Annotated in this window: 11 protein-coding genes; 2 read left to right on the top strand and 9 right to left on the bottom strand. The window is 40.9% G+C overall.

Annotated features, from left to right (window positions below; translation table 11 throughout):
- Positions 1 to 11: 11 nt before the first annotated feature.
- The 7 genes from ACQYAD_RS10365 to ACQYAD_RS10335 form a co-directional block, all read right to left on the bottom strand.
- A complete protein-coding gene (locus tag ACQYAD_RS10365) occupies positions 12 to 593 on the bottom strand; it encodes a TerD family protein (protein WP_430237916.1) in 582 nt (193 codons plus the stop codon).
- A gap of 103 nt (positions 594 to 696) precedes the next feature.
- The gene (locus tag ACQYAD_RS10360; RefSeq protein ID WP_430237915.1) at positions 697 to 1,281 is read right to left on the bottom strand and encodes a YpjP family protein; all 585 of its coding nucleotides are present in this window, start codon (positions 1,279 to 1,281) and stop codon (positions 697 to 699) included.
- 157 nt (positions 1,282 to 1,438) lie between these two features.
- Positions 1,439 to 1,873, bottom strand: coding sequence for a BrxA/BrxB family bacilliredoxin (locus ACQYAD_RS10355; protein ID WP_430237912.1), 435 nt, complete (start codon positions 1,871 to 1,873; stop codon positions 1,439 to 1,441).
- A gap of 77 nt (positions 1,874 to 1,950) precedes the next feature.
- On the bottom strand, positions 1,951 to 3,090 hold the full coding sequence (locus ACQYAD_RS10350; protein ID WP_430237911.1) for a conserved virulence factor C family protein: 1,140 nt from the start codon (positions 3,088 to 3,090) through the stop codon (positions 1,951 to 1,953).
- 82 nt (positions 3,091 to 3,172) lie between these two features.
- On the bottom strand, positions 3,173 to 5,059 hold the full coding sequence (locus tag ACQYAD_RS10345) for an ABC-F family ATP-binding cassette domain-containing protein (RefSeq protein WP_430237908.1): 1,887 nt from the start codon (positions 5,057 to 5,059) through the stop codon (positions 3,173 to 3,175).
- A gap of 140 nt (positions 5,060 to 5,199) precedes the next feature.
- Positions 5,200 to 5,730, bottom strand: a complete 531-nt coding sequence (locus ACQYAD_RS10340) for a hypothetical protein (protein ID WP_430237906.1) — start codon at positions 5,728 to 5,730, stop codon at positions 5,200 to 5,202.
- Positions 5,731 to 5,794: 64 nt separating this feature from the next.
- Positions 5,795 to 7,477: a formate--tetrahydrofolate ligase gene (locus tag ACQYAD_RS10335; protein ID WP_430237904.1), complete on the bottom strand. Its 1,683-nt coding sequence runs from the start codon at positions 7,475 to 7,477 to the stop codon at positions 5,795 to 5,797.
- Positions 7,478 to 7,643: 166 nt separating this feature from the next.
- Between ACQYAD_RS10335 and metA the strand changes: the two genes are divergently transcribed.
- Complete coding sequence (gene metA, locus ACQYAD_RS10330; RefSeq protein WP_430237902.1) at positions 7,644 to 8,552, top strand: homoserine O-acetyltransferase MetA; 909 nt, start codon at positions 7,644 to 7,646, stop codon at positions 8,550 to 8,552.
- Positions 8,553 to 8,689: 137 nt separating this feature from the next.
- Positions 8,690 to 8,902, top strand: coding sequence for a DUF3892 domain-containing protein (locus tag ACQYAD_RS10325; RefSeq protein WP_430237900.1), 213 nt, complete (start codon positions 8,690 to 8,692; stop codon positions 8,900 to 8,902).
- Between the two features lie 41 nt (positions 8,903 to 8,943).
- Here ACQYAD_RS10325 and mntR read toward each other — a convergent pair whose 3' ends face one another.
- On the bottom strand, positions 8,944 to 9,366 hold the full coding sequence (mntR, locus tag ACQYAD_RS10320; RefSeq protein WP_430237897.1) for a transcriptional regulator MntR: 423 nt from the start codon (positions 9,364 to 9,366) through the stop codon (positions 8,944 to 8,946).
- 94 nt (positions 9,367 to 9,460) lie between these two features.
- Positions 9,461 to 11,641, bottom strand: coding sequence for a DNA topoisomerase III (locus tag ACQYAD_RS10315; RefSeq protein WP_430237896.1), 2,181 nt, complete (start codon positions 11,639 to 11,641; stop codon positions 9,461 to 9,463).
- Positions 11,642 to 12,145 lie beyond the last annotated feature (504 nt).

Below are 12,145 nucleotides of genomic sequence, written 5' to 3'. Positions count from 1 at the left end.
GCTTTTTTTAGTTAACCAACCTGCAATCCAAAATCGGTAGCAAGTGCTGCTAAGCCGCCCTGATATCCGCTGCCGATTGCACTAAATTTCCATTCTCCATTATGGCGGTACAGTTCACCGACAACAAGAGCGGTCTCGATTGAAAAATCTTCCCCTAAATCATAGCGGATTAATTCCTGGCCGGTCTCTTCATTGAAAATCCGGGCATATGCGTTGGAAACTTGTCCAAAATTCTGGTTTCGCTTTTCCGCTTCATGAATTGTGATCGTAAAGGCAATCCGTTGAATGTTTGCAGGAATGGCAGAAAGGTTAATTTTTACTTGCTCATCGTCGCCTTCGCCAGCGCCTGTACGATTGTCACCTGTGTGGAAAACCGATCCATTGCCACCGTTGGGGTTATTGTAAAAGACAAAATCGCTTTCGGCTGTGACTTTTCCATTTTCTCCAAGTAGGAAGACGGAAGAATCCAGGTCAAAATCAAATCCACCATCGTATTTATTTGTGTCCCAGCCAAGACCGACCACAACATTTTTTAAACCAGGGTTTGTTTTTGTTAAATCAACTTTTTGTCCTTTTGATAAACTAACTGTCATCTGTTTTACCTCCAATTTGCGTTATAAATTTATTTACGGATTCTCCTACAAAAAGGTTTCATACTTCATAAAGTTTTTCCTATTAACCAGCAAATGAAACCTATTAACTCATCCATTTAGGCGGAGTATTTTTCGCCCAATAAATGGCGCCGAGTTCCTGATGGCTTTGAAAGTTGTCTTTGGCCGTATGATAATGAAAATTAAACCAATACCCTGCTTGCGGCGGATTATCGCGGCGGACATGAAAACGAAGCAGGTCTGTGTTTGTTTCCCGATTGGTCACGTGGAAAATTTTCTCTGAACGGCCTTTACCAGGGTGTTCAGATATGGCTAAATTCTGCAATTCTTCCGCGGGGATTTGACCCGCCATACTTTCAAGGACTTTATTAATATTTGGCAAAATCACTTCGCGAAATTCATCTTCGATTACAGGTTTGATTTTCGTCCCAAATTTTTGAAAGGATAGCATCTCTGCCTGTTTTTTAAATTCTTCTATTACATTTTCTTCTTGGGCAAGCGGTTCGGGAAGCGGTGGCTGTTCGATGCTTGCTGTCTGTATATTTGTTTCAATCGCTTCATTATCGGTTTTTCCGGCATTTACATAATGGTTTAGCTGTGCAGGTGTTACGAGGCCAAACGTTAGGATTGACACCGTCACAACGAGCATTTTCTGGATCCACTTGTTCATTTGAATATCCCCTTTAAAAATAGATGTAAGGGTTTTCTTTCTCCTTACAATGCGTTTCAAACTTTTAAACTATTACTATTATAAAATATCATACATTTATTGACGTTAAAAGAAAAAAGAGCAGCCCCTTGGATGGTCTGCTCTCTTTTTGTCCATTTTAGCAATTTTCTTTTATAGCTGTCATGATGTTTTCCATTACTGTTTCCATCGAAAAGCCCTCAATCTCGTGGCGTGGAATAAAATGAACAACGTTCCTGCCATTTAATAAGGCCATTGATGGAGATGATGGCTCATAGCCTTCAAAATACTCACGCATTTTTGCTGTTGCTTCCTTATCTTGACCGGCAAAAACGGTTACGAGATGATCCGGCTTTTTATCACTGTTTACTAATGCTTGCGTTACCGCCGGACGTGCCAATCCTCCAGCACAACCGCAAACGGAATTGACAACGACTAGGGTGGTTCCGTTAACCGATCCCATAAATTGTTCAACACTTTCCGCTGAAGTTAATTCTTCAAATCCGACCCTTGTCAGCTCTTCGCGCATCGGTTTAACCATTTGTCTCATGTATTCTTCATAAGCCATAGACATACAATTCCCTCCCATTCACTAGTTGCTTTGTAAGCATACTATAAGTAGTGATCCATTTTCAACGATAGGATACAATGTTAATTAGACGAGTTTCGAGCTTCCGTCATCTGTTTCCAAACAGACCCTTTCGCTTCCTCGCCGCCCTCAATCCGCTCAATCGCTAGCTTGGCCTGCAGGCGGACTTCAAATTCAGGATCGTTTTCAGCCGCTTTCAATGCGGGCAACACCAACTCGTCACCTTCCTCGTATAAAAACATCGCCGCACGCCAGCGTACAAGTTTGCTTTCATCTTTCAGCGCCTCTGCCATTTTTTCTGACGCCTCTTTAAATCCAAGGTCGGATAAACAATCCCCGGCAGTTCTGCGCACGGTCACCGCTTTATCCTTTAATGCTTTATACAAAAGCGGGAGTACTGCTGGATTTTTAATCATACCAAGATAGGCTGTCGCAAGTCTGCGAATCGAAACTTTTTCATCCGATAAAGCTTTTTCCAAAATGGGGATGTCTTCAATTGTTGGATCATCCATTTGTTCAAGAAGCTGGTAGCGAGTTTGCCATTCAGGATGATCGAAATCCTTTACGGTTGGCTTTTGGCGTTTTTTTACAGGCGTTTCCTCCGTTGATGGTTCTCTTTCCAAGCGAGCTTTGTTTACAAGCTCCTCAAGCCGTTCCATTGGGTAGGCAGCAATTAGCTCCTCGACAACGTCTCTTCCAATTTGATCAAACTCACCGTAGCGGACACCCTGGTCTTGCCATTTTCTCAATAAAATATAGTTATCTTCAGGGTGTTGGGCTTTTTCTCTAGCCTGCAAAAAGGATTCCGGCATACCAAACCGCTGTTCCATACCATCGTTTGTCAACTTTACTTGCAGTGGAATGCCTTTGAACATTTGGATTTGAACTTTAACTTCCCCGAAATGTTCATTGGGAGTAGCTGCCTTTTCAACATCCTCAGCTACTTCTTCACCAAAAGCTTTTCGAACCTTTGGCAAAATTTCCTGCCAATCGTATTTTGCATTCCGCTCAACCGCAAGAAAATCGGCAACATGGTACACACCTTTTACACCATCAATCGTTAGAATTTCTTTGATCACTGCCGGAGCACCAGCAAAATTGTCTTTTTTATAATTATGGCTTGTTCCCATTGGAAGTTCTTCATCCAAACTAATTTTCATTGTATTCGGGCTTGGTGTTGGTTCAATGGATTTTATTTTCACCGTCTTCACCTTTTTTCTGCTAGTTTCTTTATTAGTTTAACACATTGTTAATGTGTAGTCCTCAACCAAACAAGTAATCCATTTATTCGTTTTCAGCTAAATCAGCCAAATATGTCCAGCGCTCAATCAGCTGTTCAAGTTTTTCATTTAACGAAGCTTCCTGCTTCATCAACTCCTGGGCTTTTGTAAAATCACTTCCCGTTTGGTTCATCTGATTGGTGATATCTTCAAGCTGGGCTTCAACTGCTGCAATGACCTTATCAATTTCCTCCCATTCTTTTTTCTCCATATACGTCATTTTCTTCTTTTTTTCTTTTTCTGGAGCTTTTCCACCTGCAGGGGCAGCCACTTCCATTTTAGCGGAAACAGTAGTATTCTCTTCGTTAAGGTATTCTGAGTAATTGCCAAAATAGGTAGCAATTTCCCCATTTCCTTTTAGAATGAGCAGCTGATCTGCCACCTTATCAAGAAAATAGCGGTCATGGGATACCGTGATTACAACACCTGGAAATTCTTCTAAATAATCCTCCAGTACTGTTAGGGTTTGTGTATCTAGATCGTTCGTCGGCTCGTCCAGCAATAAAACATTTGGGCTTGACATAAGAATTTTTAATAGATATAGCCTGCGTTTCTCCCCCCCAGATAACTTGCGAATCGGAGTTCCATGGGTGTATGGCGGGAATAAAAACCGTTCCAGCATTTGTGCCGCAGAAATTGTTTTACCATCCGACGTTTCCACAACTTGTGCCGTTTCCTTTATATATTCAATCATTCGCTGGTTTTCGTCCATATCAACGTTTTCTTGTGTATAATAGGCAATTTTAACCGTTTGGCCGATAATCAATTCACCTGCATCAAGCGGAATCCGTTTGGCAAGAATATTCAACAACGTCGATTTTCCTGTACCATTACTGCCGATAATTCCAATGCGATCCCCTGGCTTAACAAGCAAATCAAACGCATGTAAAATGACATTATCGCCAAACTTCTTATCTGCTGATTTAAGCTCAAACACTTGTTTCCCAAGCCTGCTCCCATTTAAGGTTATGCCAAATTTATCTTTTGATTTTTCATTGGCCAGCTGCCCTTCAAGCTGCTGAAAACGGTCAATCCGCGCCTTTTGTTTCGTCGATCTTGCTTGAGCACCGCGCCGAATCCACTCCAGTTCTCTTCGAAAAAGATTTTTTTGTTTTTCGATTACAGCTGCTTCATTTTCTTCCCGCACTGCCTTCGCTTCAAGAAAGGCAGCATAATTTCCTTTATAGCTATATAGCTTTCCTGCGTCCAATTCAACTATTTTATTTGCGACCTTATCGAGAAAATAACGGTCGTGAGTCACAAGCAAAATGGCACCGCTATATCTGCTCAAATAATCCTCAAGCCACTTTACTGTCTGAAAATCAAGATGGTTTGTCGGCTCATCAAGTACGAGCAAATCAGCCGCTTGAATTAACACTTGGGCCAATGCTACCCGCTTTTTTTGCCCCCCAGAAAGTTCGCTGACTTTCTTATCAAATTCTTCAATTCCAAGCTTCGTTAAAATGGACTTCGCATTGGTGCTCGCATCCCAGGCACTAAGAGCATCCATTTGTTTTTGCAGCTCGAAAAGATTCTCTTGAAGTCTCTCGTTGTGTGATGCTTCGTTTAATTCCAACAATGTTTTTTCGTATTCCCGCATTAAGTTTAAAATAGGGGCATCACCAAAAAATACTTGCTCTAGTACGGTTCGGTCGGTGTCAAATTCCGGTTGCTGATCCAAATAGGAAATCGTATAATCTTTTCCATGTAAAATCTGGCCTTCATCCGGCACGTCAAGGCCAGCTGTAATTTTTAGCAAAGACGATTTGCCGGTACCGTTTATTCCAATCAATCCGACCCGCTCTTTTTCCACAATTGTAAAAGATACTTCGTTAAATAGCTTTTTTTCTCCATATGTTTTTGTAACGTTTTCGACCGTAAGCATTTTCATGATTTGTCCATTCCATTCTCTAAAAATTCTTATATAAAACGAGATCGCTGATAAAGGCAATTCGACTGTCTTTGCTATTTTATCATAAAAAGAAAAAGGACACCCCGGTATGGACATGTCCTGAAAGAATTTCGCTTGTATTATCGATCGTGTAATGTTTGAAGCCGATACAATGTTATTTTCATAAAGTCGATCATTTCGATCAAATCTTCCATCTGTTCTTCCCGGATCAGTCTTGCAAACTCAACGGCAGCGATGCTTTTTACAAAATGCCCTGCCAACGGATCAAAAATGGTATGTATGCTCATTTTTCGATTGGTACCCCAAATTTCTGTTAAAATCTTCACTATTTCATTGTAGTCAGCGAATTCTTGCTGATGCGGCACGATAAATTCCAAGTGGAGATAGCTGCCGGCGAGACTTTTAGAGAGCGAGTCATCAAGCAACTCTGCAGCAAGATTGTTTAAATGCGATTGCAATGAAAGTTTTGCGGTAATCGGTTTGTCATTATTGTTTGCCAATGTAAAAGACAAATCATAGCTTCTGGACAGTTTTGCCGTATTCACGAGATCATTTCGATCCGATATTTTTATTTCGCCGCTTAAATCCAAGTCGTAAAGTGCACCTTCGAGAACTACCTTCATATTCTCAAATGCTGTCGGATCAAACATTCTCCCACCCCTTTAGAAAAACTCGAGTGGATAATCCGCACTCGAGCTGTTTTGTATGATCTCATTAAAATAAGCCCATTGCATGCCCTTCTTCGTCCACGTCCATATTTAACGCTGCAGGTTTTTTCGGCAGACCAGGCATGGTCATCACTTCACCTGTTAGAGCTACGATAAATCCGGCACCGATCGAAGGTTTAAACTCCCTGATTGTGACAGTAAAATCAGCTGGACGACCTAATTTTGCCGGATCATCTGATAAGGAATACTGTGTTTTCGCCATACAGACTGCTAAGTTGGACCAACCGAATCGTTCAAAATCAACAAGCTGCTTTTTAGCTTTTGGCGAAAATTCCACATTTCTTCCGCCATAAACTTGCTGCACAATGGTCCTTACTTTTTGCTCGATCGAGTCGGCTAAATCGTACAGAGGATGAAATTGATTTTGTTCTTTTTCGATCACATCCAGAAGTTTGTTGGCCAGCTCTATTCCGCCTTCTCCGCCTTTTTCCCATACTTCTGTTAACGCTACTGGGACAGCTTCCCGCTTACACCAGTCCAACAAGGTTTGAACTTCTTGATCCGTATCGGTAATAAATTTATTAATCGCAACAACAATGGGCAAGCCAAATTCTTTAATGGTTTCAATATGCTTTTGCAAGTTTGCGAAGCCAAGGGTAAGCGCAGCAATATTTTCGCTTGCAAGGTCTTCCTTTGGCACGCCGCCATGCATTTTCAATGCACGAATGGTCGCAACAATAACAACTGCCTCGGGCTTAATCCCAGCACTCCTTGACTTAATATGTAGAAATTTTTCTGCACCTAGATCGGCGCCAAAGCCAGCTTCCGTAATAACATAATCCGCCAATTTCGCTGCGGCCTGTGTTGCGATTACACTGTTGCAACCATGAGCGATATTCGCAAATGGGCCACCATGAACAAGTGCGGGGGTATGTTCAATCGTTTGAACAAGGTTTGGCTTCACTGCGTCCTTTAACAGCAATGCCAAAGCTCCTTCTACACCAAGATCGCCTACCGTAACAGGCTCTTTTTTGTCATTATACGCAATGACCATGCGGGATAAACGCAGTTTTAAATCTTTAAGGTCTGTGGCAAGACAAAGAACAGCCATAATTTCAGAAGCGACAGTGATATCAAATCCATCCTCCCGCGGCACACCTTGCATCGGTCCGCCCAACCCGACAATCACTTTTCTTAATGCACGGTCATTTAAGTCAACTGCCCGTTTCCACACAATTCGGCGCTGATCAATTCGAAGTTCATTCCCCTGTTGAAGGTGATTATCAATCAGGGCAGCAAGTGCATTATTTGCAGCTGTAATCGCATGAAAATCACCAGTAAAATGCAAATTAATGTCTTCCATCGGCAATACTTGGGAATATCCTCCGCCTGTTGCACCGCCTTTGATTCCCATTGTTGGTCCCATCGAAGGCTCTCGCATGGCAATAATTGCCTTTTTACCGATTCTCGTAAAAGCATCACCAAGTCCTACCGTCACGGTCGATTTCCCCTCGCCTGCGGGAGTGGGATTAATCGAAGTAACGAGAATTATTTTTCCGGTATTGTTCTTCTTAATCCTTGCCAAGGCCTCGTTTGAAATCTTCGCCTTATATTTCCCAAAAAGCTCAAGATCGTCCCCATCTAATCCTAACTTCTCGGCAATTTCCACAATTGGCTTCATTGGCGATGCTTGAGCGATTTGGATATCCGTTTTCACTTTGGTTTTCATCTCTCTTTCACTGCCCCTCATTCCGTCAAATTGAATTCCGAATCTATTGTACCAAAACTTAGGCTTTTTTCGAAAAATATTTTGAAAAAGAATATACGTCTTTTCCTAATTTAGAAAAATGCTTATAATGGAAATACTGAAAATTTTTTAAAAGGGGGATGTTCTGTTGCCTATCAACATACCAAAACGGCTTCCGGCCCGGGAAGTTCTTGAGAAAGAGAATATTTTTATCATGGACGATGAGCGGGCCGTCAGCCAGGACATTCGGCCGCTCAATATCTTAATACTAAATTTGATGCCGGAGAAAGAAAAAGCGGAAACACAGCTTTTAAGGTTACTGGGGAATACGCCGTTGCAAGTGAACGTCCGCTTTCTAAAAACCCAATCCTATGAATCTACAAATACAAGCAAGCAACATCTTGAACAATTTTACACGACTTTTTCCGAGATAAAAAAACAAAAGTTTGATGGGATGATCATAACGGGAGCACCGGTTGAATTGCTGGAATTTGAGCAAGTAAAATATTGGGAAGAGCTGACGGAAATCATGGATTGGGCAAACGAAAATGTCACGTCCACCCTTCACATTTGTTGGGGTGCTCAAGCTGCCCTTTACTACCATTATGGAATCAAAAAATTTGAACTTGAACGGAAATGTTCGGGTATTTATGCCCATAGCATTTATGAACAAAATGAGATTTTGCTGCGTGGGTTTGATGATCAATTCTATGCGCCCCACTCACGGTATACGGATGTTTCCATAGAAGAAATCACCAACAATGAAAATTTAAAACTTTTAGCAGCTTCGAAAGACGCGGGTGCACTTCTGATTGCTTCTCGCGATCGCAAGCATGTCATCATTACAGGTCATTTGGAATATGATGCTGATTCGCTGGCACAAGAATATGCCCGTGACATCAAAAAAGGGTTAGAAATACATATCCCGGAAAATTACTTTCCAAACAATGACCCGGACCAACCGCCTGTAAACTGCTGGCGTTCGCATGGGCACCTGCTGTTTTCCAACTGGTTAAACTATTATGTATATCAAGAAACACCTTACTCATGGCAATAAAAGCATTGGAGAACCAATGCTTTTTTTATTTTGCCGTGAGTGTGCAACCTTCTTACACTGTTTATTATCCATTTTGATTAAATCACATAAAATAAAGCAACACTGAAAATAGAAACGTGAATGAGGAGGGATTGCAAGTGGAAAAAATTACGGCGCTGCACCGGAATTTTTTTGGAGAGATTATCAGTTTTGTTACTTCGTCAGGCCGTGTCATTTCGTATCAGAAGGCCGTACAGGAAGCTGAAAACGGCTGGATTGATGGGATCGAAATCAAAGAAGATGCGGACGGAAATGCATTCTTAATACCTACAACCGCCGAATCGTTTGATGAATACCCCAATCTATTTTAAAAGCATCTGGGTCTTCGACACCAGATGCTTTTTTCCTTTATTTAATTATTTTCATTTTGCTTTTGTATATCTTTTAAGGCAGCAATCCGGTTTTCATCTTCCTCAAAAAATTGGACGAGGTCGCCGATCCGGTCGATCGAATCCCAGCTTAAATGGTGTTCAATCCCTTCAACATCGCGATAAATATTTTCTTCTTTTACACCAATGATTTTTAACATTTGTTCAAGCAGCTCATGGCGATAAACAAGACGCTTACCGATTTTTTTTCCTTTTGGTGTCAAGACAAGACCACGGTATTTTTCATACACAAGATATTCATCTTTATCAAGCTTTTGAACCATTTTTGTTACGGAGGATGGATGAACTGACAACGCTTCGGCAATATCCGACACCCTTGCATACCCTTTTTCTTCAATCAAAATATAAATTTGTTCAATATAGTCTTCCATGCTTGGTGTTGGCATTCCGCACCCTCCATTACAATATTAAAAATTTCATTAAAAGTTTACTATATCTGCAAAAGACAGACAAGGTACTATGTCACGATCCCCGCTTTTTTCACAAGGTATTCATCGAGTGGCTTTGTTTTTCTGATTCAAACAAAAATTTTAGCTTATTTTCGTGCGAATCCCATGCAAGCCTAGCGTTGAATGTTTTTTCCTTTTTTGTAAATCCTTCGATAATGTCTGTTTTGCCTTCGGCCAGCAGTTTTTTTAGATTTTTTTGGGTAACGGTTTTTCCTAAAATTTTTTTGGAAATGGTAAAATCGCAGTGATTCGTCTTATAATTGGTGCAGCCGTAAAAACTGCCTTTATCAACTAAGTAGCCGTCACATTTTTTGCAAGGACCAAGTTTTGCGCTGCCTCTTTTTTGCTGTTTCCCAGGTGTAAATTGTTCCCTTTCTTCTTCCGAAAAGCTCCAGCCGTCCGATTGCTCTATTCCTGCTTGAATCAAATGCTTCACCATTTTATTCGTTTGTTCCATAAAATTTCTTGGTGATGCCGTTCCTTCTGAAATTTCCTTTAGCTTTTGCTCCCATTTTGCTGTCATATCCGGAGCAGCAAGGAGCTGGCTGCCGATGGCATCGATTAAGATTTTCGCTTTAGTCGTTGCATAAACAAGATTTTTCCTGACTTCAATATAGCGGCGGTCTTTTAACATGGTAATGATTCCTGCTCTTGTTGCTTCTGTTCCTAATCCTTCTGTTTGGGCTAAAACTTTTTCCAGTTCTTTATCGTCAATATGCTTGCCTGCGGTTTTCATTAAGGTAATGAGCTGCCCTTCTGTGTAGCGCTTGGGCGGCTGTGTCTGTCCTTCTTTCACCCTCACCTTTTCTGTTTTTCCCTGTTCACCCTTTTCAAGCTTTGGCAGCGCTTTCTCTTCTTCACGGTCCTTTGGATGGATTACTTTTCGCCATCCTTCTTCAAGCTGAACTTTTCCTTTTGAACTAAATGAGGCCCGGCCATCAACCAATGTTGTTACAGTAGTATATTCTGCAATCGCTTTAGGATAATGGGCTGCAATTAAACTCAGCACGACTAAATCGTAGATTTTTTGTTCGTCAGCATCAAGTTTTCTTGGGATCTGCTCGGTAGGAATAATGGCATAGTGATCCGTTACTTTCTTTTCATTTACATACCGTTTGTTTTCGGCAATCGAGACAATCGGGAGAGGAAAAAATGGTTGATACACATCCAGTAAAGCCAGCTTGTTTAAGATTTCAGGAAATTGACTAGCCTCTTCTTTTGTAACATACCGAGAATCGGAACGGGGGTATGAAAGATTGCCTTTTTGATAAAGTTTTTGCAAAAGATCGAGGGTTTTCTTTGGAGAAAACTTGTACCGCTTGTTTGCTTCAGCTTGCAATGCAGATAGGTTGTACAAAAGCGGGGGGAAGAATTCTTTCCTTTCTGCTTGAACATCTGCAACAACCGCAGGCTTCTCCTTGCAAAAAGAGGCGATTTTCTCAGCCAATTCTTTTGAATCGATCCGGGTTTCCCCATCTTTCTCCCATTTACCTTGATATTTTTTGCCATTAATTAAAAATTCCGCCTGTACTTCCCAGAAAGGCTTTGATTGGAAATCTTCAATTTCCTTTTCCCGTTTTACAATCAGTGCCAAGGTCGGGGTTTGAACTCTTCCAACTGAAAAAACATCAGAAAAGCCTTGTTTTTGCAAAAGCAAGCTATACAATCTTGAGGCGTTCATTCCGACAACCCAATCGGCACAAGCACGGGTATAAGCTTCATAAAAAAGATGGCGCGTTTCGCCTTCAGTTAGCAGTTTGCGAAATCCCTCTTTAATTGAATTAGGGGTTAGCGAAGAGATCCATAACCTTTTCATCGGCTTTTTGGTGTTGGTCAAACGAAGGATAGTGCGGATAATTAACTCGCCTTCTCTCCCGGCGTCCCCGGCATGGATGATTTCCGTTACCGCTGGATTGGAAAGTAATTTTTTAATGACAGCGAATTGCTTTGCTTTGTCTTTCGTTACCTCATACTGAAATTGTTCAGGAATGATCGGCAATGAATCCAATGACCATTTTTTCCACTCTGGCTGATACTTTTCCGGCGGAACCAATTGACATAAATGGCCAATCGCCCATGTCACATACGCACCGTCGGGAAAAATCTCATTTGCGAAAACTTCAATATAGCCATTTTGCCGTTTATGCTGAAACACGGACGCTAATGTTGACCCTTGATCCGGCTTTTCTGCAATTATTATTGTTTTTCCCATTTTATGGTCATTCTCCTTTTAATTCCCAATATGCAAACCGATTTTTCCTCTAGAATTTTAAAAATCAATAGAATTTGAGATTTGTTTCAACAGGACTCGCTCTCGTATACCAAAGCCGATTAGTCAAATGTTAATTATAGGGGATGAGACTAACATTAACCTTTTTTTGCAGGAATTTAGAGAAACAGAAACATTATCTGTTTTTTTTAAAACCAATGCTACTCTTTTTGCTAAGTTAGAGAAAAGAATGCTATCACAAAATGAATGTCTTATGGCATTCTCTATTGTAACAAATTCTTGTTCAAATGTAATATAAGTTCAACGCTCCTAAATAACTTTTCCTCTTCTCACCACATTCCTTTTGTAAAACTAACACTTGATTTTTCGCTCCAATTAATTAGAAATATGCAAAACTTCTTTACTTTGAAGTGACGTTCTTTAAGTATTAATATTAAATAGAGGAAACTCTTTTTCCCAAAAAGTTTTAGAAGAAATAACGGCATT

Origin of the sequence: Neobacillus sp. SM06 (assembly GCF_050496765.1) — a bacterium.
Lineage (GTDB): Bacteria > Bacillota > Bacilli > Bacillales > Cytobacillaceae > JAEVLT01.
Note: the sequence above shows the minus strand (reverse complement) of the source record. Positions and strands in the feature narration are given on the sequence as shown.

What these genes read in the sequence shown, in the direction of transcription:
- ACQYAD_RS10365 (WP_430237916.1), bottom strand. Translation starts at nt 593, where the DNA reads ATGACAGTTAGTTTATCAAAAGGACAAAAAGTTGATTTAACAAAAACA.
- ACQYAD_RS10315 (WP_430237896.1), bottom strand. Translation starts at nt 11,641, where the DNA reads ATGGGAAAAACAATAATAATTGCAGAAAAGCCGGATCAAGGGTCAACA.
- ACQYAD_RS10340 (WP_430237906.1), bottom strand. Translation starts at nt 5,730, where the DNA reads ATGTTTGATCCGACAGCATTTGAGAATATGAAGGTAGTTCTCGAAGGT.
- ACQYAD_RS10335 (WP_430237904.1), bottom strand. Translation starts at nt 7,477, where the DNA reads ATGAAAACCAAAGTGAAAACGGATATCCAAATCGCTCAAGCATCGCCA.
- ACQYAD_RS10360 (WP_430237915.1), bottom strand. Translation starts at nt 1,281, where the DNA reads ATGAACAAGTGGATCCAGAAAATGCTCGTTGTGACGGTGTCAATCCTA.
- ACQYAD_RS10355 (WP_430237912.1), bottom strand. Translation starts at nt 1,873, where the DNA reads ATGTCTATGGCTTATGAAGAATACATGAGACAAATGGTTAAACCGATG.
- mntR (WP_430237897.1), bottom strand. Translation starts at nt 9,366, where the DNA reads ATGCCAACACCAAGCATGGAAGACTATATTGAACAAATTTATATTTTG.
- ACQYAD_RS10345 (WP_430237908.1), bottom strand. Translation starts at nt 5,059, where the DNA reads ATGAAAATGCTTACGGTCGAAAACGTTACAAAAACATATGGAGAAAAA.